20 protein-coding genes are annotated in these 25,900 nt (G+C 40.7%); 10 read left to right on the top strand and 10 right to left on the bottom strand.

What is annotated here, in order from left to right:
- The first annotated feature begins 104 nt into the window (after window positions 1-104).
- From FZ945_RS02640 to FZ945_RS02620, 5 genes are all read left to right on the top strand, one after another.
- The gene (locus FZ945_RS02640; protein WP_148802316.1) at window positions 105-1,229 is read left to right on the top strand and encodes a PepSY-associated TM helix domain-containing protein; all 1,125 of its coding nucleotides are present in this window, start codon (window positions 105-107) and stop codon (window positions 1,227-1,229) included.
- A gap of 71 nt (window positions 1,230-1,300) precedes the next feature.
- Window positions 1,301-2,323, top strand: coding sequence for a ribonucleotide-diphosphate reductase subunit beta (locus FZ945_RS02635; RefSeq protein ID WP_009494790.1), 1,023 nt, complete (start codon window positions 1,301-1,303; stop codon window positions 2,321-2,323).
- Entirely contained in the window at window positions 2,313-2,804 is a 492-nt protein-coding gene (locus FZ945_RS02630; RefSeq protein ID WP_148802314.1) for a hypothetical protein, read from the top strand. The genes FZ945_RS02635 and FZ945_RS02630 overlap by 11 nt, the downstream gene beginning before the upstream one ends.
- On the top strand, window positions 2,805-3,572 hold the full coding sequence (locus FZ945_RS02625) for a carbon-nitrogen hydrolase family protein (RefSeq protein ID WP_148802312.1): 768 nt from the start codon (window positions 2,805-2,807) through the stop codon (window positions 3,570-3,572).
- 60 nt (window positions 3,573-3,632) lie between these two features.
- Window positions 3,633-4,265 carry a protein-L-isoaspartate(D-aspartate) O-methyltransferase gene (locus tag FZ945_RS02620; RefSeq protein WP_148802310.1) on the top strand — a complete coding sequence of 211 codons (633 nt, stop codon included), beginning with the start codon at window positions 3,633-3,635 and terminating at the stop codon, window positions 4,263-4,265.
- 14 nt (window positions 4,266-4,279) lie between these two features.
- Here the strand turns inward: FZ945_RS02620 and FZ945_RS02615 are convergent, their stop codons facing one another.
- From FZ945_RS02615 to pyrG, 5 genes are all read right to left on the bottom strand, one after another.
- The gene (locus FZ945_RS02615; RefSeq protein WP_148802308.1) at window positions 4,280-4,762 is read right to left on the bottom strand and encodes a hypothetical protein; all 483 of its coding nucleotides are present in this window, start codon (window positions 4,760-4,762) and stop codon (window positions 4,280-4,282) included.
- Window positions 4,763-4,883: 121 nt separating this feature from the next.
- The gene (locus FZ945_RS02610) at window positions 4,884-5,129 is read right to left on the bottom strand and encodes a hypothetical protein (protein ID WP_148802306.1); all 246 of its coding nucleotides are present in this window, start codon (window positions 5,127-5,129) and stop codon (window positions 4,884-4,886) included.
- A 47-nt stretch (window positions 5,130-5,176) separates the two neighbouring features.
- Window positions 5,177-6,751, bottom strand: coding sequence for a single-stranded-DNA-specific exonuclease RecJ (recJ, locus tag FZ945_RS02605; protein ID WP_148802304.1), 1,575 nt, complete (start codon window positions 6,749-6,751; stop codon window positions 5,177-5,179).
- Window positions 6,752-7,063: 312 nt separating this feature from the next.
- On the bottom strand, window positions 7,064-7,642 hold the full coding sequence (locus FZ945_RS02600) for an outer membrane beta-barrel protein (RefSeq protein ID WP_009295226.1): 579 nt from the start codon (window positions 7,640-7,642) through the stop codon (window positions 7,064-7,066).
- Between the two features lie 81 nt (window positions 7,643-7,723).
- The gene (gene pyrG / locus FZ945_RS02595; RefSeq protein WP_148802302.1) at window positions 7,724-9,358 is read right to left on the bottom strand and encodes a CTP synthase; all 1,635 of its coding nucleotides are present in this window, start codon (window positions 9,356-9,358) and stop codon (window positions 7,724-7,726) included.
- 125 nt (window positions 9,359-9,483) lie between these two features.
- Here pyrG and FZ945_RS02590 point away from each other — a divergent pair, with 125 nt between their 5' ends.
- The 4 genes from FZ945_RS02590 (at window position 9,484) to FZ945_RS02575 (ending at window position 14,386) form a co-directional block, all read left to right on the top strand.
- Window positions 9,484-9,699, top strand: coding sequence for a DUF4492 domain-containing protein (locus FZ945_RS02590; protein WP_103590779.1), 216 nt, complete (start codon window positions 9,484-9,486; stop codon window positions 9,697-9,699).
- A 1-nt stretch (window position 9,700) separates the two neighbouring features.
- A complete protein-coding gene (locus FZ945_RS02585) occupies window positions 9,701-11,236 on the top strand; it encodes a cytochrome ubiquinol oxidase subunit I (protein ID WP_148802300.1) in 1,536 nt (511 codons plus the stop codon).
- On the top strand, window positions 11,226-12,353 hold the full coding sequence (locus FZ945_RS02580; protein ID WP_262367141.1) for a cytochrome d ubiquinol oxidase subunit II: 1,128 nt from the start codon (window positions 11,226-11,228) through the stop codon (window positions 12,351-12,353). Before FZ945_RS02585 ends, FZ945_RS02580 begins: the two co-directional genes overlap by 11 nt.
- A gap of 266 nt (window positions 12,354-12,619) precedes the next feature.
- Window positions 12,620-14,386 (top strand): aryl-sulfate sulfotransferase, encoded by a 1,767-nt coding sequence (locus FZ945_RS02575; RefSeq protein ID WP_148802296.1) that lies wholly within the window; start codon window positions 12,620-12,622, stop codon window positions 14,384-14,386.
- A 35-nt stretch (window positions 14,387-14,421) separates the two neighbouring features.
- Here the strand turns inward: FZ945_RS02575 and FZ945_RS02570 are convergent, their stop codons facing one another.
- Together FZ945_RS02570 and FZ945_RS02565 are read right to left on the bottom strand one after the other, a co-directional pair.
- Window positions 14,422-14,772, bottom strand: coding sequence for a hypothetical protein (locus tag FZ945_RS02570; RefSeq protein WP_148802295.1), 351 nt, complete (start codon window positions 14,770-14,772; stop codon window positions 14,422-14,424).
- A gap of 212 nt (window positions 14,773-14,984) precedes the next feature.
- Window positions 14,985-18,200, bottom strand: coding sequence for a hypothetical protein (locus FZ945_RS02565; protein WP_148802293.1), 3,216 nt, complete (start codon window positions 18,198-18,200; stop codon window positions 14,985-14,987).
- A gap of 323 nt (window positions 18,201-18,523) precedes the next feature.
- Between FZ945_RS02565 and ilvD the strand changes: the two genes are divergently transcribed.
- Window positions 18,524-20,197, top strand: coding sequence for a dihydroxy-acid dehydratase (gene ilvD, locus FZ945_RS02560; RefSeq protein WP_148802291.1), 1,674 nt, complete (start codon window positions 18,524-18,526; stop codon window positions 20,195-20,197).
- A gap of 41 nt (window positions 20,198-20,238) precedes the next feature.
- Here ilvD and FZ945_RS02555 read toward each other — a convergent pair whose 3' ends face one another.
- The 3 genes from FZ945_RS02555 to FZ945_RS02545 form a co-directional block, all read right to left on the bottom strand.
- Window positions 20,239-20,973, bottom strand: coding sequence for a hydroxymethylpyrimidine/phosphomethylpyrimidine kinase (locus tag FZ945_RS02555; protein WP_148802288.1), 735 nt, complete (start codon window positions 20,971-20,973; stop codon window positions 20,239-20,241).
- Between the two features lie 84 nt (window positions 20,974-21,057).
- Window positions 21,058-21,594: a hypothetical protein gene (locus FZ945_RS02550; RefSeq protein ID WP_148802287.1), complete on the bottom strand. Its 537-nt coding sequence runs from the start codon at window positions 21,592-21,594 to the stop codon at window positions 21,058-21,060.
- Window positions 21,595-21,743: 149 nt separating this feature from the next.
- Window positions 21,744-25,811: a retention module-containing protein gene (locus FZ945_RS02545; protein WP_148802285.1), complete on the bottom strand. Its 4,068-nt coding sequence runs from the start codon at window positions 25,809-25,811 to the stop codon at window positions 21,744-21,746.
- Window positions 25,812-25,900 lie beyond the last annotated feature (89 nt).

The raw sequence follows: 25,900 nt of genomic DNA, 5'->3' as shown, positions 1-25,900 counted from the left end.
GAGTAGCCAAATTTTATCTCATAACTTAAAAAAATCTTCTAAATTTTATCTCTGCTTAACAAAAAATAAATTAATATTCGTTATTAAAATCTAAAAGGAGATATATGCTTTTCAAGCGTAACAAAATCATTTTCAACATCCACCTAATAATCGGCCTAATCGCGACTATACCGCTACTTATCATGACGCTTGCGGCGCCATTTGCCTCTTACAGAGAGGAGATAAAATCTGCGATAAATGAAAAATATATAAATTTAGCACCTAGCGAAAAGCCAAATTTAAGCTTAAGCGAGATCCTCGCCAAGGCAAAAAGTGAGATCAAATTTGACACGCTTGAAAACGTACAAATCGGCGGTGAAAACAAAGCTTATAGCATCAGCGTCACTAAAGATAAAAAGCTCTTAAATTTCTTCATCGATCCAAGAAATGGCGAGGTGATCAGCGAAGATTTGGGCGAGAAAACTCGCATGATAATACTAAGCCTGCATAGAAATTTAGGCCTTGCCCTGCTTGATAGCAAAGTCCCAGCAAACATCGGCAAGCAAATAGTCGCCATTAGCTCGATCATCATGGCACTTCTTGCCATCAGTGGCCTCATCCTCTACGCCCCAGCGATCAAGCGAAATTTCCTAAATTCACTAAAGATCAAACCAAACGCGAAGGGCTATGCCTGCTTTTACAACCTCCACACGAGCCTTGGCACATACGTGGCGATCCTGCTTGTCGTGATGTCGCTAACTGGCCTTTACTGGTCTTATGGCTGGGTAAGAAGCGGCGTAAATAGCATATTTTTCGAGCTAAAGCCAAGCCAAGCGCAAAGGGCAATGCCTCAAAGAAATTTGACCCCAATAAGCGACGAGAAATTTAAAGAGATCGAGACTGCAGAGCAAATTTTTAAAGAAAATGTCACGCTAGAGCTAAAATCCCTCACGATAAACGTGCCTGAAAACAACCAAAGCACCTACACGATAAACTACGAAACTAGCGAGAGTCAGGTAGGCAAGCTAAAGCTTGACGCTAGCGCTGGCAAGATCAAAGAAAACAAACTTGTTAGCAAGAGTGATAGCATCCCAGAGGCAAAAAAGGCAGGTCGAAAAGTGCTTAGCCTGCACACTGGAGAGATCTTTGGCGAGGTCGGTCAGATCGTCTTTGCCATCTCTTGCGTGATCGCCGCTTTACTAATAATAACTGGCTTTTTGATGACCATAAAAAGGAGCAAAACACTCTAAATAAAAGTAAATTTTTACTTTGCTTTGGGTAAGATTTTAAGAAATTTTTACCACAAACAAGAGAGAAATTTATGAACAGAAAACGCATTTACAACCCAAGTTCAAATGAAAATTTGACCGACAGAAGAGTCTTTAACGGCAACCCACACGGCATTTTAAATTTCACTAAGGCAAAATACGAGTGGGCGTTAAAGCTTTGGGACCTTATGGAAGCAAACACCTGGTTTCCAAAAGAGGTCGATACAACAGACGACGTGCGCGACTACGCCTACAACCTCACAGAGGCTGAAAAACGCATGTACGACCTAGTTTGGAGCCAGCTCATATCGATGGATAGCTTCCAGACAAACAACCTAGCTGACAACATCAACCCTTACATTACCGCACCAGAGATCAACGCCGTGCTAAGCCGCCAAGCCTACGAAGAGGCAAACCACAGCAAGTCCTACGCTGTCATGGTCGAGGCGATCTGTGACAACACCGACCTCATCTACGAGATGGAGAAGCACGACGACGTCTTGCGCGAGAAAAATGACTACATCTCAAGCGTCTATGAGGAGCTTGCAGGCGAAGTGACTGACGAGAAGCTACTTCTTGCGATGGTGGCAAACCAAATTTTAGAGGGCATTTACTTTTATAGCGGCTTTACGGCGATCTACGCTCTAGCTCGCGCTGGCAAGATGCTAGGCTCGGCGCAGATGATCCGCTTCATCCAACGTGACGAGATCACGCACCTGCTTTTGTTTCAAAACATGATAAATTCAGTCCGCAAGGAAAGGCCTGACCTTTTCACACCTGAGACTGAGGCGAAAATTTATGATATGTTTGAAAAAGCTGGAAATTTAGAGATCAAATGGGGCAAATACATCACCCAAAACCAAATAATGGGCTTTACCGACGACATAATCGAACAGTATATCCACTATCTCATCGACCAGCGTCTAGTTGCGATCGGCCTAAAACGCAAATACAACGTCGCTCACCCGATCAAATGGGTCGATGACTTTGCTAAATTTAACGACCAAAAGTCAAATTTCTTTGAGGCAAAGGTGACAAACTACAGCAAGGGAAGTATTAGCTTTGATGACTTTTAAAAATGGCATATTAGCCCTTGCCTGCGTGCTTTTTGTAGGGTGCGCAAGTAGTAGCAGTCAGAGGGCGATCGACATAGCAAATAAGGATCTATTAAATAGTTTTAACCCTTACATACTTGTCAAAACAGACGAAACCAAATATGCCATCATCTACCAAAGCATGCCAGCTGGCGATGTCCGGCCAAGTCTGGCACCTATCGGGTCTGCTCTTTTTGTCGATGTTTTAAAGCAGATAAATAGGGAATGTAGCTTTAAATCCACCGACCTAAAAGAGACTAGAGTGGTATATTTTGACGATAAAACCTCGTTTTCGTATGAAGTCTGGGTCTTTAACGATCCGCTTTCACAGCGTGATAACAAGACTACGGCCATAACAGTTTTGCTAAAGCCAACGCCTGAAATTGGCGGGACGGATATGGATTTTAGAATTCCAGAAAATTGCCATGCGCCAAAGCAAACTATATTTGTTTTTGGAAAATAAATGAGCGAAAATTTAAACCTAATAACCCTAACTTTAAAGGCAAAAAATGCTACCGAGCGGCTAGAGGAGCTTGCAAATTTAGTTGAGGCTGCACCTGCAAATTCGCTCCTGCTTGCAAGCGAGCTTTGCATAAGCGGCTATGATTTTGACGGCTTTTTTGCTGGGGCAAATAGAGCTATGCTTGGTGGCATGATAGGCAGCTTTGATGCGATGCTGCTTGAGCGCTTGCAAGAGGCGCTTAGCCCAGATAAATTTCTAGGTTTTACGCACCTTAGTAGCTTAAACAAAAGCGTAGGGCTCGCTCAAATTTCAAATTTAGCCGCTCATGAGCCAAAAATTTATAACGAATTTTTACTTCTTAACTCAAGTAACGTCTTTCATTCGCAGTTTAAGGCTGAGCTTTTTAGGCCAAATTTAGAGCACGAGATCTTTGCCGCTGGCGAGGTGAGCGATATAAATGCCTTTACATTTAAAGGGCTAAAGCTTGGCGTTCTGATCTGCTTTGAGCTGCGTGATAGTAGGCTTTGGGCAAAGCTAAGAGAGTGCGACATCATCATGGTGCCAGCCATGTGGGGCAAGGCCAGAGAGGACGTATATCTTAGCCTTTGCAAGGCACTTGCCATTGCAAATAACTGTTACGTCATGATCTCAAGCTCGCTTGATCTTGAGACCGCTGGGGTCTTTTTGCCAGACGGCATGCTAGAAGCAAGCGCAGTTTTTGACGCAAATTTGATCACACAGATAAAGAAAAATTTAGGGCTTTTATAAATTTTAAGATAAGCTTTAAATCGTATAATAACGATTTAAAATTTGTTTAGGATAGAAATTTTGACCCAATTAGAAGCGATAAAATGCCAAAATTTAGCTAGCGACATAGCCGACGAGATCACGCTAAGTCCGCTTTTGTTTGACGCGATATCAACAACCGAGCGTGAAATTTTCGTACCCATCACCGCACATGCTTACAAGCTTGACGCGCAGCCAATCCTTGGCAACCAGTGGATCAGCTCGCCGCTAACTGTAGCAAAGATGACCATGGCACTAGAGTGCGAAAATGTGGATAACATCCTAGAAATAGGCTGTGGCAGCGGCTATCAAGCGGCTATTTTAAGCAAGCTCGCGCATAGAATTTTTAGTGTCGAGCGCATAGAAAAGCTGGCCATGGAGGCAAAAAAACGCTTCGAGGCGCTAAAGATCAAAAACGTGCACGTAAGATATGACGACGGCAACAACGGCTGGCGAAGCTACGCGCCGTTTGATAGAATTTTACTCTCGGCTGCTGCTGATGAGATCTCGCCAAATTTATTTAGCCAGCTAAAAAATGGCGGTATCTTGGTCGCTCCGATGAAAAAAGATGGCAAGCAGTTTATAGCTAAATTTAGAAAAGACGAGAGCGGAAATTTAGAAAAAGAGTTTTTAGACGAGTGTCTTTTTGTGCCACTTCTTGAGGGCAGAGAGTAGAGGCATTGCCGCTACTACCACCTAACCAGCCACTCGCCGCTAGGGTGCTGTGTAAATATAATATCATCAAATTTTGTAGTTTCTTCGCCATCTGCTGTGATAAATGTAACGCTAAAACTAAATGCGTTTTTGGCGATAAATTTCACATTTTCTATACTCGAGATATCTACTCTGTCGCTACAAGTGCCACTAGCCCTTTTTAAATGGCTATCATCTCTTCTTAGCGCAGGCGCCCCTGTGCCACCTTCCATAAATTTATCATTTTTATTAGCCTTATAGCATACCATATTTGCTAAAAATTCCTGCATCCTAGGCTTTGCGCTATCAAATTTCGCTTGATACTCTTTTGCTACCTTGATGCCCAAAATAGCGCCTGGCACCGTCTGGCCAACTAAATTTCTACTTTTTGTTAGCGTTGGCTCGCTTTTTGGTTCGCAAAAGGCAAGGCTACTAAAAACGGCACAAAGCGCAATGGCAAGAAACGATTTGTTTTTCATTTTTCTCCTTTTTAGATAAGAGCCATTCTACCTCACATCATTTAAAGGTTGCATGAGTTATAAATCTAAAGAACAAATGTGAGTTTTTTGGGATGGGCAAAGCCTAAGCCTTGCCATAAATTTAGAATTTATAAGTGTAACCTGTGTAAATTCCCACGCTTGTATCTCTTAGCTGAGCACCACTATTTTTCTTATAAAATGTCTTATCAGCCTTTAAACCAAACTCAAGCGCGTTGTGAGCGTCAAATGAGTACTGACCGCCAGCTTTTGCACCAACTAACAAACCTTTAAAATTTTTCTTGCTAGTTTCGTTTTCAAATCTCTCTCTAACGCTCAGATAACCAAGACCAGCGTAACCACCAAGCATAGCTTTAAAGTTTTCAGTGATTAAATTTCAAACGACTAGGCAAAATGCTATAAAATTTCTCGTATAAGAAGCTGTGGTGTAACAAGTCCGCGAAATGAATTTTTAGATACGCAAAAGATGATATCCACCATCTCACCCACTCTAACGTGCCTTGTGAAGTTGAAAAATAGAGCCTCAAGCGTTTTGTTGTCTTTTTGCAAGATAAGTTTTAAGTGGTTTTGATCCCTGCCTATGAGCCTCTCATTTTTCACGACGGCATTTTCTATTTTAAAGACTGGGCGTGGATTTTTCTGTCCGTATGGCTCGTAAAATTCCAAAATTTCAAGTAGTTCAAAGTCGATCTCGCTTGGCATTATGTCACCAAGTAGCTCGTCTGAGCTTTTGCACTCTTGCATATTTAAGCATGAGCAGCTTTTATTTATCGCCTCTTTAAATTTTTCCAAATTTTCAGGCGCAAGCGTTAGCCCTGCTGCACCTTTGTGACCGCCGTAGCTTGTTAGCAGATCTTCGTGGCTTGCGATGAGTGATAAGATATCAAGCTTGCCAACGCTTCTAGCACTGCCTTTTGCGCGGCCTTTATCGATGCTAAAGACGATAGCTGGCTTTGCAAAGTGCTTTGCAAGGCGGCTGGCCACGATGCCTATCACGCCCTCATGCCACTGCTCGCCCCAAGTGATGATGACCTCATCGTCCTCTTTTACGTCCTTTAACGAGCACTCAAAGAGTTGGCGCTCCTCCTCTTTTCTGGAGTTGTTAAATTCAATGATCGTATCAAGGTAGTTGTAAGCCTCTTCGATGCTCTTTGCACGCAAAAAGTTAAATGAATTCATCGCATCGTCCATGCGTCCGGCTGAATTTATAAGAGGCGCTATAAGAAAGCTGATATCATCACACTCAAATTTATCCTTGCCGTAAAACTCTTTTATGACGCAAAATGCCGAGCGCTTCGAGGCATTTAGCTTGCAAATACCCATGCGAACAAGCATCCTGTTCATATCTCTTAGCTCCATCATATCAGCTATTATCGCGATGGCTAAAAGCTCTAAAAACTTGCTCATATCGTAGTTTAGCTTGCAAACATCCTTTAGCGCTCCAACCAAATACCAAGCCACTTCAGCACCACAAATTTCGATATTTGGGAAGTTGCAGTCCTCTTGTTTTGGATTGATGATAGCGTAGGCTTCTGGTAGAACGGATGGTGGCATGTGGTGATCTGTGATGATGAGATCTATGCCTTTTTCTTTGCAGATGTTAGCTGCTTCATTAGCCGAGATGCCGTTATCGACGGTGATTATTAGACTCACATCGTTTGCAAGCTCGTCGATGATCTCAGGGTTTAAGCCGTATCCGTCCTTAAAGCGATTTGGGATCTTTACTAGGTAGTTTTTTACGCCAAGATCATCAAAAAACTCGGCTAAAATCACACTTGAAACCACACCATCAACGTCATAATCGCCAACAATAGCGATATGCTCGTTTCTCTCGATCGCCTCTTTGATACGATTAGCGCCTTTGTAGATATCTTTTAGGGCGCTTGGCGTTGGAATTTCACTAAGTTTTTTGTGTATGTCGTTACAAAATCTACGTGCTAGTAAATTCCTTATATCCTCTTTAGTTAACATAGCTTTGGCAAGGACTTTTTGACGCCCTGCCAACTTTGACTAATGCTATTTGCTCACTTAAATTTACGCCCAAACTGCCAAAAATTTGGCAACAAAAATGCTTTTTTTTCATCGTAATCTTTCGTCTTTATTTTGAATGCTTTGATTATATCTTTTTGAAATTTAATTTCTTATAATTTTCATTGAAAGTAAGATTTTTAGGGCAAAAAACTTTTGTTAAATTGATACTCTTTATAAATTAGCCATTGTAAATTTGAAGTAAAAAATGAGAGAAATTTTAAGTAAAAATAAGGGGTCATAAGACCCCAAAAATTAAAATTTATATGTGTAGCCTAGATAAGCGCCAACATCTGTTGTTTTAAGATCAATATAATCAGATGAAGAATACCAAGACTTATCAGCTTTTAAGCCAAATTCAAGTGCATTATTTTTATCAAAACTATACTCACCACCTAGTTTAGCACCAAATAACCAGCCAGACTTTGTAACATCATATATTAGTCTGCCCGCATTTGTATTAGCAGTAGCATCAAAATTGATCACTGAAAGACCAGTATAAAGACCAGCAACTAGTTTAAAGTTGTCAGCTATGGTTGGTGTGTAGTCACCACCTATTACGAATTTATGATTTGTCCATTTTGCATCCACTATATTGCTATAGCTGTCTTTAGCTTTAGCATGGTAGAAATATCCACCATAAACTCTAGCTGTATCAAAATCATAACCACCTTTTATGCCTATGTTTGGTCTATTATCTTTTATGCTACCACCGCTAGTTAGCTTTGAGCTAAAATCATAGCCACCCTCAACTCCAGCAAATCCACCTTCAGCCAATGCAAATGAGCTAGCAAGTGAAAGTGCTAAAACACCTTTTAAAACACAATTTTTCATGTTAATCCTTTCAATAGTAATTGCACTACAATTTTATGTATCATATACTTTATCTTTACTTAAATATTTTTTGCAAATTTATCATTTTACGTGATTAGCCAAGCTTGCTTTGATAAAGCCTAGTATCACAGGGTTTGGTCTAGTCAGGCGACTAGTAAATTCAGGGTGACACTGCACGCCTACAAACCACGGATGTCCTTTTAGCTCGATCGCCTCTACTAGTCCGTCGCTTTCGCCACTTACTATAAGGCCAGCCTTTTCAAAGACCTCTTTGTATTTTGGATTTGCCTCGTAGCGGTGGCGGTGGCGCTCTTTTACGCTCTTTGCGTTGCCATAAATTTCAGCCAAAAGCGTCTTTGGCTTGATGTCGCAGTTATAAGCACCAAGTCTCATAGTGCCGCCAAGTGGGCTTGTGTGCGTTCTTATCTGCTTTTTGCCGTGAGCATCGATGAAGCTATCTATTAGATAGATGATAGGATTTTTGCACTCTTTGTTAAATTCCATAGAATTTGCATCTTCTAAGCCCAAAACATCCCTTGCAAACTCAATCATCGCTAGCTGCATACCAAGGCAAATTCCAAGATATGGGATCTTATTTTCACGAGCAAATTTAATGGCTTGCATCTTGCCTAAAACGCCTCTTTCGCCAAAGCCGCCAGCTACTAAGATGCCATCCACGTCCTTTAAAAGCTCATTTACATTGCTATCTTCTATCTTTTCGCTATCTATCCAGCGTAAATTTACCCTAGCGTCCAAATTTGCTCCAGCGTGGATGATGCCCTCAGTTAGACTCTTGTAGCTCTCTTTTAGATCGATATATTTGCCTACAAAGGCGATTGTAGTTTCGTTTGTTGGAGCGATGATCCTTTTTACTAGGCTATCCCAGTTTGCCATGTCTGGTTTTAGCTCGCCAAAGCCTAAATTTTCAGCGATCGGCGTTAATATATCTTGCTTTAAAAATGAAAGTGGAATTTGATAGATGCTTGCGCTGTCTAAGCTTTCTATGACGCAGTTTTTCTCCACACCACAGCTCGCTGCGATCTTATCTTTTAGCTCGCGGTTTAGTGGCATTTCTGACCTGCAGATGATGATATCTGGGGTTATGCCGATGCGTCTTAGCTCGCCTACGCTGTGCTGGGTTGGCTTTGTTTTTAGCTCGCCAGCTACTTTGATAAATGGCACAAGCGTTAGGTGGATATTTAGCGCTCTTTTTTTGCCAACTTCTACTCTTAGCGCTCTTATCGCCTCTAAAAATGGCAAGCCCTCGATGTCGCCAACGGTTCCGCCGATCTCAACGATAAGCACATCTTTGCCCTCGCCTGCTTTTTTGATACGATCAACGATCTCGCCAACGATGTGAGGGATCACTTGTATAGTCTTTCCAAGGTAATCGCCACGGCGCTCTTTTTCGATAACCGAGCTATAAACTCTGCCCGTTGTGAAGTTATTATCCTGACTTAGGCTCTCATCTAAAAATCTCTCGTAGTGACCAAGGTCAAGATCAGTCTCAGCACCATCATCTGTGACGAAGACTTCGCCGTGTTCTAGTGGGCTCATCGTGCCTGGATCTACGTTGATATATGGGTCAGCTTTTAAAACGCTCACCTTTAAGCCAGAATTTTTAAGTAATGTCGCGATAGACGCAGCTGCGATGCCTTTTCCAAGTGAGCTTAAAACGCCACCTGTGATAAAAATATACTTCGTCTCTTTTGCCATCAAATTTCCTTAACTTTAGTTATTTTTTAATCTGCCGATTATACCCCTTAAATATTTAGTAAGGCATTAATCGTGCAAATTTTAAAAATTATTCTTTAAGTTTTTTTGTTATAGACTTCGACATCATGATTAAAAACTGCTTAAAAAACATCGCCTCTTTATATATAGACGGCTTTAAAAATATGAAAATAGGCAAGAAACTATGGCTTCTCATAGCGATAAAGCTTATTATTATGTTTGGGGTTTTAAAGCTCTTTTTCTTTAATGAGACTCTTAATACCAAATTTCAAACTGACGAAGAAAAAAGCGAATTTGTAATTCGTAATTTAATAAAGGAATAAAATGTCTGAGATGGATTTTGTTGATTGGTCTAGGGCTCAGTTTGCGCTGACTGCCATTTACCACTTTTTGTTTGTCCCGCTTACGTTGGGGCTAAGTTTTATCATCGCCATTATGGAGACGATATATGTCAAAACTGGTGACAAAGCCTGGCTTGAGATAACGAAATTTTGGCTAAAGCTCTTTGGTATAAATTTCGCTATCGGTGTGGCAACTGGCATCATCATGGAGTTTGAGTTTGGTACAAACTGGGCGAACTATAGCTGGTTTGTAGGCGACATCTTCGGTGCTCCGCTTGCGATTGAAGGCTTGCTCGCATTTTTCATGGAGAGTACATTTTTTGCCATTATGTTTTTTGGCTGGGAAAAGGTCAGTAAGAAATTTCACCTGCTTTCAACATGGCTTGTTGCGATCGGTTCAAATTTAAGCGCACTTTGGATATTGATCGCAAATGGCTGGATGCAATACCCAATAGGCATGAAATTTAACCCAGACACAGCTAGAATGGAGATGCAAAATTTCTTCGAAGTCGCACTAAATCCTCTTGGCATTAGCAAATTTTTACACACAGTAACTAGCGGCTACACCATCTCAGCTATCTTTGTGATAGGAATTTCTGCTTGGTTTTTGATCCAAAAACGCCACATCTTGCTTGCTAAAAAAAGCATCGTCGTTGCTAGCGCATTTGGTCTTATCACATCAGCATTTTTACTACTTAGTGGCGATGAAAGCGCATATTTTGTAGCTCAAAAGCAGCCTATGAAGCTAGCAGCCATGGAGGGACTTTACAAGGGCGAGAAAAACGCTGGCCTAGTTGCTGCTGGTATTTTAAACCCAGCTAAAAAGCTTGGCGATGAGAGCGATGCCTTTTTGCTTGAGATAAAGGTACCTTACGCACTTGGCATCATGGCAAACAGAGAGCTTGACTCATTTACACCAGGCATAAACGACCTACTTTACGGCAACAGCGAGCACAATCTAATAAGCGTAGAAGAGAAGATGGCAAAGGGTAAAGTAGCTATCGAAGCTCTTAAAAACTACAAAGAGGCTAAAAAAGCAAATGACGAGAGCTTGATGAAAAGCTCACTTTCAAATTTAGAGAGCAACCTAAATTTCTTAGGATATGGCTATCTTAAAGATGCAAAAGATGCTGTACCACCAGTTGCACTTACATTTTATAGCTTCCACATCATGGTCGCACTTGGCACTTACTTCATAGCTCTTTTTGTTATCACTCTTTATCTAAATATCTCAAGAAAATATAAATTTGAAAACATAAGAGCATTTTTGTGGATCTGCCTCTTTACCATACCGCTTGGCTACATCGCAGCTGAGGCTGGCTGGATAGTAGCAGAGGTCGGCCGTCAGCCATGGGCGATACAAGATCTCATGACCGTTGGCATCGGAGCTACAAATTTATCTGACTCAAATGTCAAAATTTCATTTATATTATTTGCTGTTTTATTTACGGTCTTACTGATAGCCGAGATCAAGATCATGCTTAAGCAAATAAAGATAGGATTTAACGATCATGCATAGTTTAAGCTTAGAAAATTTACAAATTTATTGGTGGTTTATAGTTAGCCTTCTTGGCGGACTTTTGGTCTTTATGATGTTTGTTCAAGGCGGTCAGTCGCTCATCTTTAGCCTTGGCAAAGACGAGCTTAAAAAAGATATGCTCATAAACTCTATCGGTAGAAAATGGGAGCTTACATTTACGACGCTTGTTATGTTTGGTGGCGCGTGCTTTGCGGCGTTCCCGCTATTTTACGCTACTAGTTTTGGCGGTGCTTACTGGGTTTGGCTGGCTATTTTGTTTTGCTTTATCATCCAAGCTGTAAGCTACGAGTACCGCAAAAAGCCTGATAACTTCTTGGGCGCTAGAACTTATGAAATTTTCCTTTTCATAAATGGCTCACTTGGCGTTATCCTTATTGGTATGGCGGTTAGCACATTTTTTAGCGGTAGTGATTTTGTGCTAAATGAGCACAACTTTGTCGAGTGGAAAACTCCATTTCGCGGTCTTGAAGCATTGGCAAATCCTTACTTGTATTTGCTTGGCATAGCGATGTTTTTCTTATCTCGCGTAGGTGGCTGCTTATATCTTATAAACAACATCGCTGATGGCGAATTTATACAAAACGCTAGAAAACAGCTAATTATCAACACAGTGCTATTCTTGCCATTTTTCTTAGGCTTTCTTGCTTGGATACTTACAAAAGATGGCTTTGCATACGACGCAAACGGCGTAGTTAGCCTTGTTGCTTACAAATACGCTATAAATTTGATCGAGATGCCTATCGCTGGCGCACTACTACTTGTTGGCGTGCTTTTGGTGCTTGTTGGAATTTTCCAAGGGGCATTTACAAAGAGCATTCGCGGAATTTTCGCTTATGGCATTGGCGTTACACTAGCTGTGACTGCACTATTTTTGATAACAGGACTAAATGGCACAGCATTTTATCCCTCTTTTAGCGACCTTTCTAGCTCGCTAACTATCAAAAATGCAAGCTCAAGCCACTATACACTTGGCGTTATGGCCTATGTTAGCTTGCTAGTGCCTTTCGTGCTTGCCTATATCGTCATAGTTTGGAGAGCGATAGATAGCAAGAAGATCACGCAAGATGAGATCAAAAACGATCATCACGCATACTAAGGATTATAGATGTTAGAAGCAGGAATTTTTTTGATACTTTGGCCAGTAACGCTATTTATTAGCTACAAATTTGTTCTCTTTTCTCTTAAGAAATTTGACGCAAATAACTAAAATTTAGGGGCATTTGCTCCTAAATTCTTCTTTTTATTTTTACCTCTTAAAACGACTTCTTTTTATAAATTTACTTAAGCCTATTTTTATATAAGCGTTAGTTTTGTGTGAAATTTGGGGAGTAAGATATCATTAAATTTCACAAAGGAGCGAAAATGAGCAAGAATTTCTTAGGTTCAGTTGCCCTTGCGGCTGTTTTGGTGAGTGGTTTTGGCTTTAGTGCTCCACTAAACGCTGGAGTCTTGGCTCATCAAGTAAAGGTTCAAGGAGAGCTTGGCTCAGTCTTTATAAACCCTTACGACGTATCGCCGCTAACTGCTATCATCGATAGAGCTGGCAAAGATATCAAAGATATCCACGTCAAAGTAAAAGGCAAGCCAGATGGCGGTATCGATATCGACTACAACGTCTCAGAGCATGCCCTACTCACACATGACGGCGTGCCTATTTGGGGACTTTATCCTGACTATCTAAATGAGGTCGAGCTTAGCTACACATTTAACGGAGCTAAAAAGGTTGAGACATATAAAATTTACGCCCAACCTATCGTCACATATAGCCGTGATTTTAGGTTCTCACACATGCAAAAAACTCGCGTCAAAAAGGTCGATCCTGCGTTTAAAAACAGGCTCTATCTCATAAACAACACAATAACAAGCGTCTATAAACCGCTTGATTGGAAAAATGGCGGAGCTGCTAGCTGGAACGACTTTACCGAAAACTACATCGTAGATACCAAAGGCGAGGTCAGATGGTACCTTGACTATCAGAAATTTTACGACCGTAGCGAGAGAAGAGTGATGGATGGGGGTATGATGATGGGCTTTCATCAGCTAAAAAACGGTGATATCAGCTTTGGCATGGCTCAAAGATATCTTAGATATGATCTAATGGGAAAAGAAATTTACAACCGCCCACTACCTAGAGGCTACATCGACCTAAGCCACGAGGTGATGCCACTAAAAGATGATCACGCACTTCTTAGAGTAGCAAAATACAACTACCACCACAAAAATGGCAAAATTTCTCACACCATAAGAGACCACATCATCGAGGTCGATAACACCGGTAAGGTGGTAGAAGAGTGGGATCTAAATGAAATTTTTGGCAACAACGTTTATCGTAGCAACCTCATAAAAGCGCTTGATGCTAGGGCTGTTTGTCTAAACATTGACATGGACGCAAAAGAGATCAAGATAAGCGACGATCAGCCATTTGGCGATGTCACCTCCACTGGCACAGGCAGAAACTGGGCGCATGTAAATTCTATCTCATACGATGAGAGCGATGATAGTATCATCCTTTCGCTTCGTCACCAAGGCATCGTAAAGATAGGACGCGATAAAAAAGTAAAATGGATATTAACCTCGCCTGAGGGCTGGAGCGAGGACTTTAAAGCAAAAGTGCTAACTCCAGTAGATAGTAAAGGTAACAAGATAAAATGCGAAAACTCAAAATGCGAGGGCGAATTTGACTGGTCATGGACTCAGCACACTGCGTGGCTAACACCAAGATACGAAAACAAGGGCGACATAAAGCATATAAGTGTCTTTGACAATGGCGACGGCAGAGGCATGGAGCAGGCAGCGCTTAAAGAGGAGAAATACTCACGCGCAGTTGAATATAAGATAGATGAGAAAAAGGGCACAGTAGAGCAGACTTGGCAGTTTGGTAAGGAGCGTGGATTTGACTTTTACAGTGCAGTTACTAGCAACGTCGAGTGGCAAAAGGATAAAAACACCTACTTTATCTCAAGCTCAAACGTAAATTTACTTCGTCCTGACAAGACTATCAAAATGGTCTTAGTTGAGATCGACCCAAAGACAAATGATATAAAATTTGAGATGGATGTGGATTCTGCTTCAAGAGATGATGTCGCTTATAGAGCGATGGTTATCGATCCTGAAGTGTTTAGTTATTAAATTTTGGTGTGAGACCCCCTCTCACACCGAGTGTATTAGTTATTATTTTGAAATTTATAAATTTCTTCTTTGACGCTAGTTAGGTCAAAATTTATCGCTCGCTCTAGCTCTAGCAAGCTTACATCTTTGTCTATCTCAAGAGCCATCGCTATCTCGTTTAGCTCTTTTGCTTCCTCATTTGCAAGGATCGCACTCTTAAAACTAGCCTCATCTATCTGGCCAAATTTTAAAAAGATCAATTTAAATTTATCTTTTAAAATTTCTCTACTTAGCTTTTTATCTTCTAAAGCCTTCTTCGTGCCACCATTTCTGTTACAGGTTCTAAATATAAAATCTATTGTTTCATTTACTTCATCAAGTAAATTTTTTGTCTTCTCGCTTTGCATACAAACTCCCTTTACCGCAAACAAATCAACCAAATATCATCTTGATATAAATTAATTTTGATACTATTTTATAATTAATTTTTTAAATTGTAAATTGTACCTAGGTACGATATAGTTACATTTATATATTTTATTTTTTGTATTATTTTTTAAAGCAGGATGTTTGACCCTGCTTTAAGTAAAATTTTAGACCCAAAAAATGGGTCTAAAATTTATATTGTGGGAATTATATTAACGTCTTCTATTTTAAGAGTAAATGTCTGATTGCCATCATGCACTTCATATGTAGTAGCATTACCATCTGCTTCCCTAGAAGTTGTAATTCCTGATGTGCCATCTTCAAATCTGCCAACACCTTTTATACCTTTTACAGTTAATGATGTTGCGCCCTCGCCACCAACATTTTTTATAAAATTTGATATATCTGATGCTTGAAAAAATCTAAACACTCCATCAAATTCAGACATATCAAGTACCTCAAAGCCACTTATCTTGCCGGCATTTGTCGTATTAAATGATGCGTCATGAACTTTTAGCGTATCTATACCGTCGCCTCCATTTATAGCAGTGCCATTTAGGCTTACGTCCTTGCCAAGATCGACTAAGTCGCTGTCGTCGCCACCTGAAAGGTAGGTGTTAGTTAGTGTTACATTATCAGCTATATTGATAGTGTCGTTGCCTTTGCCTGAGTTGATGTTTGATGCATCGTGGTCATGCGCAGCTTCGCCTGCAGCTGGACTTAAATTTACATTTGATGTACCAGTTAGATCAGAGTTGATATTTATCGTATCGTCTCCGCCTTGAGTGAAAATTCTAACATCAGTATTATCATGAGTGCCAGCTCCTATAGTCACACTATCGCCGTCATCTGCGGTATTTATGGTGACCCTTCTAAGCTCAGCGTTATCGATAGTCACGGTTTTTACGCCAGCATTTCCAACGCCTGCACCCTCTATATTTGTATCAACTATACTAGTAGCCTTTGCGACATTTAGTGTTACATTGCCATTTTCAAGCATGATGTTTGAATCCACCATAGAGACGTCACCATTGACATTTACATCGTCATTTCCGCCGTTTGTGTAAATGATAGCCTTGTCAAATGAACTATTTCCATAGATATTAATGGTGTCCTTTCCACCGCCTGCGCCAATATATGTGCTATATCCATCGTTTGAGATCATGGTGACATCTTTTAAATTTATTTCATCATCGCCATATCCAGTCTCAATGGCAGCGTTGTTAAATTTAGCGCCAGTAACATCTACGCTGTCTCTATCGTCACTTACTCCAGCATCAGCTGAGCTAGTGTTTATCTTAGTATTTGAAATTTCAGCGCCTCTTTCGATAGTTAGTGTATCGCGACCTTTGCCCATCTCTATGTAGTTTGAGTGAATTCCAGCTTGGTTAGCTACCGGATTTGCCACGTGAGCTGGTGAGCTTATAGGGTCATTGTGTACGGCGCTATTATTTTTTATTTCAGTGCTACCTTTGATAGTTAGGCTATCATTACCCTCACCTGTGTAGATATCCATGACATCTGCTTTGGCATCTTGAAGTACGATCTTATCATCACCATTACCACTTTTTATTTCAGAGTTATATATGCCTGCACTGATGAAATTTAGCATATCGCCTGTATCTGAATCGCCTGTATCGATATCAACTCTGCTGATACTTGCATCAGTAACATTTATAGTGTCGTCGCCCTCGCCTGTTTTTATAAAGCTATCAGTTCTGCTTCCTGCATACTCGGTTAGATCAGTTGTTCCGTTATTAGTAACATAAGCATACATATCGCTTTTAATATTTACAGTGTCATTATCAGCACCAGTGTCTATTTTGGTATTTTTTATTCTTGAATTTTCCTCAAAATTTACAGTGTCATTGCCATCGCCTGTTTTTAACAAGACATTATCCAAAAGAGATATTTCTTCATTTGTGCCTCTAATGGTAAATACATCATTGCCATTATGACTTGTGATCCTTGTGTCAGTTATTGTAGCGCTATTTATATTTACTGTGTCTTGATTGTTCTTTCCTGCATCGCCCATATCTATTTTTGTAGAGCTAACACTGCCATATTTCATTTCACCATTTATTTCTGCATCAGATTTTTCTATATTAAGCACATCGTCGCCATCACCCATTTTTATGACATCATTGGCATCTTTTTTTAGATCGTATATCCCACTTCTAAATTCTACACCTTCTTTTATAGTTATCGTATCATCGCCATCTTTTGTATCTATGATAGGTTTCATAGTGTTATTGCCATTGTCTGGATCATAGTTTATAAAGTTGCGATCTATGGTAGGTTCTACACCTTCGTAATCATCTGGATTTATATCCTGCGTGATGTCGATCTTATCATCATTATCTATGATCTTGCCCTCAGCCTCGCCAAATGTGATAGCTGCGTTGTTTGTAGTCACGCTAAGAGTTACGCCCTCTTTATAAACGCCGTAGTCTTTTATGCCAGGAGCGATATTTGCGCCTAGATCCTCGCTGCTTGCGCCCTCGTTTTGGTTGCCAGCTGTTTGACCGTAGTCGTCAATAACCTGCACTCTAACCTTTACATTTGCGATATCGCTTGGTGCCACGCCACTTATCGTGCCACCATTTTGTATCGCAGTCCAGCTATTTCCGCCATCAAGTGAATACTCCATAGCGTTTGAGTAGTCTCTGCCTGCACTTGCACCACTTAAATTTAGCGTTAGATCAGTAGGTGTAGTTGAGCTTGTAACAGCTGATAAGCCTAGATTATAAACTAGATACTCGTTTGGAGTTGCCTCTCTTGCCTCGCCACTACCATCAAGTGATACGCTTAGTGCTACAGGTGTTGCTGGAGTTACTGGAATAACAGGGGTTGTTGGGTTTGTTGGGTTTGTTGGGTTTTGCGGTGTAACACTATCGCCCTCGCTATTGTCGTTATTATCAGCATAACCGCCGATTGGGCTATTAAAAGAGTCAAAAGCTCTGTTTGAATCAGGTAAATTTCTATAATCATCAGTAATGTTTGAGTAGTGACCACCCTCTTCAAAGCTTGCAGCACCTAAGCTTACGCCATCTCCACCAGCTCCAGCTGCTGCGTTACCACCAGCTGCTGTCTCTTCAAGATCTGTGATGTTTGCACCATCAAGAAGTGCTTTTTGGATAGCGCTTACATCAGCTACGCTATCGTCACCAAAGCTCTCATTGTGAGCTACGCTCTTGTCTAAATTTAGGGTATCTTTTCCGATGATCGCAATGTCTTTGCCATCGTTTGCAGTTATGACTACTTTTGAGTCAATATCAGTTGTTTGTATAGTCTCACCAAGAAAAATTTCATCGCCTACTTTTAACACTCTTTGTGTGCCATCCTTTGCAGTTGCGATTGCACTTGATCCTTGTGAGATGCTTTTTATAATGCCGATTTTGTTTGACATGGTTATCCTTGTTAAATTTTTCATCGCATTTTAATGAATTTTATAATTCATGTATATTGTACTCAGGTACAATAAAGCCCTTAAATTCGGTATTTGTGACACATATATGACAATTTTACGTTATCAATTTATATATCATTTTGATCAAAATGAGGCAAATTTCATTTTATACGTCTTATCTTTTAAGAGAGAGTTAAATTTAACGTGTTATTTGCGTTATAAAACTTATTAAAAATTTTCTTTTAAATTTTGTAAAAACTTTTAAAATTTTTGATACTTTAGATGTGATAAAATCCTCTCAAATTTTAAAAAAAGGATCAAATTTGAGAAGCGACATAATCAAAAAAGGCTACACAAGAGCCCCACACCGCTCACTTTTACGTGCGACTGGTCTAAAAGACGAGGACTTTAATAAGCCATTTATCGGAGTTGCAAACAGCTTTATAGAGATTATCCCAGGGCACTTTTTCTTAAACAAATACGCACAAATTTTAAAAGATGAAATTCGCAAAAATGGCTGTGTGCCGTTTGAGTTTAACTGCATCGGCGTCGATGACGGCATCGCGATGGGGCATAAGGGCATGCTATATAGCTTGCCTAGCCGTGAGATCATCGCAAATTCGATCGAGACTGTGATGAACGCTCACGCGCTTGATGCACTTGTTTGTATGCCAAACTGCGACAAGATCGTCCCTGGCATGGTTATGGGCGCTTTAAGGGTCAATGTCCCGACCATTTTTGTAAGCGGCGGCCCTATGAGAAAAGGCCACACAAAAGATGGCAGGCCGATCGATCTTGCGACTGCGTTTGAGGCGGTTGGTAAATTTGAGACCAAAGAGATAGACGAGGCTGAGCTAAGAGATATCGAGTGCAACGCATGTCCAAGTGGGGGCAGCTGTAGCGGTATGTTTACGGCAAATTCTATGAACACGCTTTGCGAAGCGATGGGCATAGCGCTCCCTGGCAACGGCACTATCTTGGCACTAACCCCTGAACGCGAAGAGCTCATCAGGCAGGCTGCTCGCAGAATTTGCCAGATCGCCCTTGATGAGAAATTTAAGATAAGAAACATACTAAATGAAAAGGCGATCCGCAACGCTCTTGTCGTTGATATGGCGATGGGTGGCAGCAGCAACACCGTCCTTCACATGCTAGCCATCTCAAGAGAAGCAGGGGTAAATTTAGAGATAAAAGAGCTAAACAAGATCAGCCAAAACATCGCTCACATCGCTAAGATCAGCCCAAGCTTGCCAAACGTGCATATGGAGGACGTCGGCAGAGCTGGCGGTATGAATGCGGTGATAAAAGAAATTTCACGTAGAGACCACGGCATGCTAAATTTAGACAACCTAACAGTTAGCGGCGAGACTTTGGGCGAGCGTGTAAAAGCCAGTGACATCAAAGATGAAAGTGTCATTCACAAGGTGGAAAATGCCTATTCTCAAGTTGGCGGACTTGCCATTTTGTTTGGAAATTTAGCCGAGCAAGGCTGTGTCATCAAGACGGCTGGCATCGTTGGCGAGCGTAAATTTAGCGGTAAAGCGGTCTGCTTTAACTCACAAGATGAAGCCATAGCCGGCATCTCAAGCGGTAAAGTAGGTAAAGGCGACGTCGTCGTCATCCGCTACGAAGGCCCACGCGGGGGACCAGGCATGCAAGAGATGCTAAGCCCTACTTCGCTCATCATGGGACGAGGACTTGGCGCGGACGTAGCGCTCATCACAGATGGTCGCTTTAGTGGGGCGACAAGGGGTCTAAGCATCGGTCACGTGAGCCCAGAGGCAGCTGAAGGCGGCATGATAGGTTTGCTACGAGACGGCGACATCATCGATATAGACGTCGATAAATACGAGATAAACGTTCGCCTAAGCGAAGCCGAGATCGCTGAGCGCAGGGCTAAATTTAAGCCAGTCGATAAGGCGCTAACCTCTCGCTGGCTAAGGCAGTATCAAAAGCTAGTCACAAACGCAAGCAACGGCGCGATACTGGAGGCGTAAGCTAAAACTATCAAATTTAAGCCTAAATTTTAGGCTTAAATTTACTTCGCTCCGTGCCAAAGTAGGCGGTTTTTACCTAGCTTTGTGTCGATACTCTCTTTTATAATGGAGCAGATATACTCTTTTGAAAGCCCTATGGCCTCCTCTAGGCTCTTGCCCTTTGCAAGGTAGCAAGCAAGCGCCGTTGAGAAAGTGCAACCAGTCCCACTCATCACAAGCGGACTAGCAAGCAGCGTTTTGAAATTTTGCAGTGAGCCATCTTTTCTATAAAGCGTATCTATGCTATTTCCCTCGCTCACTCGCTTTTTCACTATGATATCGCAAGGCAGATCTTTAAAATTTCCACCAAAAAGGACGTTTGCCTCGTCTAAATTTGGCGTGGCGACGGTGGCAAGCTTCATTAGCTCTTTTAGCTTTTCTACTGCGCTATCTTTTATGAGCTTGTGGCCGCTCTTTGAAACGCAGACTGGATCAAGCACAACTTTTGCCTTTTGGGTGAGTAAAAACTCATGCACCACGTCCATTATCTCCTTGCTAAAGAGCATGCCGATCTTTATGGCATCAAAGCTAAATTCCTCCGCAAGCGTGCTAAGCTGGTCTTTAACAAAGCTGGGTTCAAGACAAACTACGCTTTTTATCGCGTCTGTGGTCTCAGCAACAAGCGAAGTGACCGCCGTTGCGCTATAGCAGTTTAGCCTAGCGCATGTCTTTATATCAGCCTGAAGTCCTGCTGTGCCGCTATTGCATGAGCCTGCGATGATTAAAATTTTCTTCATCGTTTTCCTTTTGTAAATTTTGGCTTATTATAAGAAATATTAGTTAATTTTTAGGATAAGAAATTTGAGCCAAGAGGCTCAAATTTATGAAAGTTTATTTAGATCGTTATCGATCTCGATATATATCGTAGTTGCGTCAAAATTTGTATGCTCGTAAGAGTTATCTACTTTTAGCTCATTTGAGTCAGATAAAATCTCATCATTTGCGCTATGTTTGTCTGCTAAATTTTCACTGTCCTCAAGGCTATTTGAGCTGTTTTCAGTCTCATTTGTCTGCGTTTTTGCAAACATATCTTCCACTTTTTCATTCATCTGATCAAGTATCTCAGCGTAGTTTTCTCCAAGAAGCGCTCTAAAAAGTGCGTCAGTATCGATGCTATTTTCAGCGCTAGTATCAGCACTTACCACGCTACTATCAAGCCATATCGTGTCATATCCATTTAGAGATATGTCGCTACCATCCACTGCTGTGATAGTCGCGCTCGCACTTTGGCTCTCGCCCTTTATACTCTCTCCGATATAAACCTCATCATCTACGTTTAGAACTCTTACACGGTCGTTTTTATCTATCGCTATAACATCAGATGTGACGCTTTTTACCTTGCCGGCTACAGCTGCCATCTTTATTCCTTACTTTTATTTTTTGGTTTATTCTAGTGTTTTTTATTAAATTTGTATATTGTACTTTGGTACAAAAGTGGTTTTAAAAGCGTTTTTTGGGAGTAAAAATAGAAATTTAAAAGAAGAATTTGGGCTAAAAAGCCCAAATTTTATACAAGTTGTTTGTTTATATCGTTATCGACATCTATATAGATAGTTTTTGGAGTAGCTGCGCTTGTTTGACCCTCATATCTTGTATATCCAGCTTCGACACCATTTTGATCTCTAGCCTCATTAAATCCTTTTAATGAAACGCTATCTTTGTTATCGCCACTTATTTTTAAGATAGTATTTACATCATCAGTGATACCAAATACATTATCCGCTTTTAAATTTAGTAGCTTAACAGCTTGATTATCATTGCCATCAGCATCTGCGCCAAGTTGAATTTTCTCAAAATTTTGGATAGTGCTATTAAATTCTTTACCATTTATCTTATTAAAATCAATAGTGCCATCCTTTGCCACTGGACGCATGATAAGCGTATCGGTGCCCTCTCCACCATCAAGTCTTTGAACTAGCGACAAACCTCCGTTATAGTTAAACACAACTCTATCATCGCCAGCGCCAGCATTTACCTTATCGCCTATTTTTGAACCATTATAGTTGCCTAAGCCTGAATCAATATAGTCATCGCCACTTCCAGTAGTTATCACATCATCACTATTGCCAGTTACTATCTTGTTTTTACCATTTCCTGTAGTGATTACATTTTCGCCACGTCCTGCGTTGATCACGTTGTTTCCATCTCCAACAGTTATGATATCGTTGCCCTCAGTCGTTGTGATAACGTTATCGTTGTTGTTTTCTGCAACTACTCTTGTATTTTTAGCGATATCAGAAATTTGTAGATAGACATCGCTTGCTTTTATATCGCCGTTAAATACTGCTTCGAAATTTCCATTATCATCAAGCTTTACAGAGTCCGCAGCGATAGTGTTGCCATCAGCGTCTTTTATAGTGATACTATCTTTTAATTTGATACCTTTTACCGCCTCTTCAAAGTGTTGTTTTAATGTATAGCTTGCACCAACTCCATTTTCACTTAAATTTCCACTCCATGTGGTTTTATTTAACGTTGCATCGTAGTTAAAATTTGAGTTGTCTATCGTTGCAGCTGTTGCATCGATCGTAAATTGAATAGAGTTGTATAGAAATTTATCGCCATTTCCATATTTGCCATCGATAGAAAGTTTATAAACTCCATCTTGCATTCCTTCAAGGCCGCTAAATATTTTATTATTAAAGCCAGTGATCCTATCGTAATGTTCTGGTGTTACATTTCTAATAGGACCTTCGTTTCTAGATTGAATTGCAAGATTTTTTATCTCGCCAATATCAACATTGGTTGCTACAAAATTACTTGTAGGTATTTCTCTATCATCTGGCACTACAGCTCTTATATATGGGACAGCATCATTTGAAACGATCCTTGAGCCATCAGCCCTAAAGCCATTCTCGCTCATATCCATAGTGCCCCAAATTTTTTCAGCTGAGCGACCAGTAGCATTTGTAGTTGTGTCGTTACTATTTTCAAACTGCGTCATAGCTGGAACTAAAATTTCATTTACGTGAGTATATTTTGTGCCAGCTTTATCAGTCATCTCAACTTCGATCTTATCGCCTAGTTTTATCCTATTATTATATTCAACACTTAGCACGCCATTAGTTGGCTTAGTAGTGCCAACAGAGATAACCTCGGTAGTTCCGTCAGCTTTTAACATTTTTATGCTCTCGATCTTATCGCCCTCTTCATAGTTTTTGAGGTTAAATTTGATCGTATGGTGTAGCCCCTCTTCGTCATTTTCGATAACCTTGATGTTTTCTATAGTAACTGGTGTCTTATCTACCACAAATTCGCTCACTACCGTGCTTCTTGTCTCGTTATCGCCATTTTTAAAGATAGCAGTTGCTTTGATGTTATAGCTACCTTCCTCTAAGCTATCAGATGTGACTTCAAATTTACCATTTGAAAATTCGCTTTGATTAAGCACTTTTGTAAAGACCTTATGTCCGTCTTTATCAAGCACAACGATCTCGGCGCTAACTGCATCCTTATCTATCTCGCCTGTAAATGTCGGAGTCTTGTCGCTTAGAACTGGCAGTGGCGCATTAGATGAAAATTTATCAGTTTGAGCGATGTCATCAGTTGTATATTTATAATATTTAGTTGCATCGTTTATACCTGTATTTGTATTTGCACTTATATTGCTTGCATCATTATCTATAGCGTCTATTAGGTCTGTATTAGCGACATTTAGCTTAGTTGATATCGCCTGCGCCTCGTTGCCTACAAGGTCGCTAACTTTAGCTGTGTATGTTGCTTTTGGATCGCTTGTTTTAAACTCAACTTCATATTTGCCATCTACCACTTTAGCTGTATGGCTCTCGCCTGTGCTTGATGTGACAGTTACGATCTGTCCGTCTTCGACATTATCCACAGTACCTGTGATCTTTTGAGTGACTTTATAGACATTTCTTGTTTCAGGATCTATGTAGCTGTCAAAGTCAGTTGAATTTAGTTTTATGCCACTTGCTTCTGAGCCAAGTATGCTCTTAGCTCCGCCATCTTTTGAAACGGTTAGTTTTAACACGCCTTCAAAAACATAGTTTGCATAGCTCATATCAAAGTCATAGTACCCTGCTTTATCAACGTGTAAAGATGTGACTTTGCTCTCATTTGGTGCACCAACAGCGTTATAGTCTATCATAGTCTTACCATCAACTCTAAATCTCACACTATCATCAGTGCCAGTTGCATCAAATTTATAATCCCCTGGCTCAAGATACATAGTGCCTTTTAAATTTATCATCGCACCAGCTGTTGTATTTGTGCCGATAGGAGCTGGTCTTAGGATGTCTATATCACTACCTTTTGCGTTGTCGATGAAATACTCAAGTGCTTTGAAATTTGGAGCTACCCACTCATTACTTGGAGTTATTAAATTTCCGCCAAGATCTCTTGCTCCAGGCACAAATGTGCTGTTATGAGCACCGTCAAGTCCAGAGACTGCACCTGGATCAGTTTTTAAATTATCTCTATCGCCACCTTCACCTTGTTGGAAATTTAGCTCTTTTGCTTTAAAACTTGCCCAAGGTTTGGTATTGTTTGTATAGTATTCTATAAAATCATTTTGTTTCATGCCGTTATGAGCGTATGTTGTATTATTAAAGGCATAAGGTCTTAGCTCAGTGCCACTAATGCCTGGTTCTTTAATGTGGTTAAACCAAAAACTTCCTTTTAGTCCGCTACTCATCTCAGACTCTTTTACAAGGCTCATCTCTGTTTCAACGTTTATAGTGATCTTTGCAACTGTATCAAGCACAAAATTACCAGTATCGGTTGCAGTATTGCCGTCTCTTCCAGTTGCCACTATTTTTACTTCATAATCGCCATCATGATTGCCATCTATGCTTAACTCATTAGTTGTAAATTTAAATTTACCATCAGCATAGTCGCTTGGATTTAGAGTTTTTGTAAAGACTTCGTGCCCGTTCTTATCAAGTACGCTAACAACCGCTCTTACAGCAGTAGGCTCAACTGTGCCACTTATGGTTGGAGTAGCGTCATTTGTGCGAGGTACGCTTGGCGCATCTAAGCTGTAATCTCCAGTTATAGTGCCAAAATCATCAGTTAAAGTTTTGATATCAACGCTGATTGGAGGTATGACTGGGGCAACAGGAGTTGTGTTGCCAGCACCATTGCCGTCATTGTAGCCACCGATTGAGTTTTCTGGAGTTTGAAAAGCTCTATTTGCGTCGGTTAAATTTCTATAATTTTCATTGATATTTGAGTAGTGGCCGCCCTCGGCAAAGCTTGCAGCGCCTAAACTCACGCCATCTCCAGTAGCGTTGCCACCTGCTGGGTTGCCGCCTGCTGCAGTCTCTTCAAGGTCTGTGATGTTTGCGCCGTTTAGTAAGGCTTTTTGGATAGAGGCTATCTCTGGGTTGTCACTAAGTGCATTTGCCTCTTTATCTAGGCTTAGACTTTCGCCATTTTGCAAGCTGACCTCTTTGCCGTCGTTTGCTGCGATCACTGCTTTTGCAGAGCCATTAGCCTTTATCGTTTCGCCTTCAAAAATGCTATCGCCCACCTTCAAGACTCTTTCGTTGCCACTTTTATCAACAGCTACGATTTCACCGCCTAGGATATTTTTGATAACGCCTAACTTTTGCATCTTAGTGCCTCCCTTTGGATTTTATTGATCTATATCAAGATTTTAGCTAAGAAAAAAATTTAGTTATATTGTACTTTGGTACAATACCC

This window comes from Campylobacter concisus, assembly GCF_902460535.1.
GTDB classification, from domain to species: Bacteria; Campylobacterota; Campylobacteria; order Campylobacterales; family Campylobacteraceae; genus Campylobacter_A; species Campylobacter_A concisus_AS.
This window is presented reverse-complemented; position numbering and strand designations above follow the sequence as displayed.

What these genes read in the sequence shown, in the direction of transcription:
- FZ945_RS02640 (WP_148802316.1), top strand. Translation starts at nt 105, where the DNA reads ATGCTTTTCAAGCGTAACAAAATCATTTTCAACATCCACCTAATAATC.
- FZ945_RS02635 (WP_009494790.1), top strand. Translation starts at nt 1,301, where the DNA reads ATGAACAGAAAACGCATTTACAACCCAAGTTCAAATGAAAATTTGACC.
- FZ945_RS02630 (WP_148802314.1), top strand. Translation starts at nt 2,313, where the DNA reads ATGACTTTTAAAAATGGCATATTAGCCCTTGCCTGCGTGCTTTTTGTA.
- FZ945_RS02625 (WP_148802312.1), top strand. Translation starts at nt 2,805, where the DNA reads ATGAGCGAAAATTTAAACCTAATAACCCTAACTTTAAAGGCAAAAAAT.
- FZ945_RS02615 (WP_148802308.1), bottom strand. Translation starts at nt 4,762, where the DNA reads ATGAAAAACAAATCGTTTCTTGCCATTGCGCTTTGTGCCGTTTTTAGT.
- FZ945_RS02610 (WP_148802306.1), bottom strand. Translation starts at nt 5,129, where the DNA reads ATGCTTGGTGGTTACGCTGGTCTTGGTTATCTGAGCGTTAGAGAGAGA.
- recJ (WP_148802304.1), bottom strand. Translation starts at nt 6,751, where the DNA reads ATGTTAACTAAAGAGGATATAAGGAATTTACTAGCACGTAGATTTTGT.
- FZ945_RS02600 (WP_009295226.1), bottom strand. Translation starts at nt 7,642, where the DNA reads ATGAAAAATTGTGTTTTAAAAGGTGTTTTAGCACTTTCACTTGCTAGC.
- pyrG (WP_148802302.1), bottom strand. Translation starts at nt 9,358, where the DNA reads ATGGCAAAAGAGACGAAGTATATTTTTATCACAGGTGGCGTTTTAAGC.
- FZ945_RS02590 (WP_103590779.1), top strand. Translation starts at nt 9,484, where the DNA reads ATGATTAAAAACTGCTTAAAAAACATCGCCTCTTTATATATAGACGGC.
- FZ945_RS02585 (WP_148802300.1), top strand. Translation starts at nt 9,701, where the DNA reads ATGTCTGAGATGGATTTTGTTGATTGGTCTAGGGCTCAGTTTGCGCTG.
- FZ945_RS02575 (WP_148802296.1), top strand. Translation starts at nt 12,620, where the DNA reads ATGAGCAAGAATTTCTTAGGTTCAGTTGCCCTTGCGGCTGTTTTGGTG.
- FZ945_RS02570 (WP_148802295.1), bottom strand. Translation starts at nt 14,772, where the DNA reads ATGCAAAGCGAGAAGACAAAAAATTTACTTGATGAAGTAAATGAAACA.
- FZ945_RS02565 (WP_148802293.1), bottom strand. Translation starts at nt 18,200, where the DNA reads ATGTCAAACAAAATCGGCATTATAAAAAGCATCTCACAAGGATCAAGT.
- FZ945_RS02555 (WP_148802288.1), bottom strand. Translation starts at nt 20,973, where the DNA reads ATGAAGAAAATTTTAATCATCGCAGGCTCATGCAATAGCGGCACAGCA.
- FZ945_RS02550 (WP_148802287.1), bottom strand. Translation starts at nt 21,594, where the DNA reads ATGGCAGCTGTAGCCGGCAAGGTAAAAAGCGTCACATCTGATGTTATA.
- FZ945_RS02545 (WP_148802285.1), bottom strand. Translation starts at nt 25,811, where the DNA reads ATGCAAAAGTTAGGCGTTATCAAAAATATCCTAGGCGGTGAAATCGTA.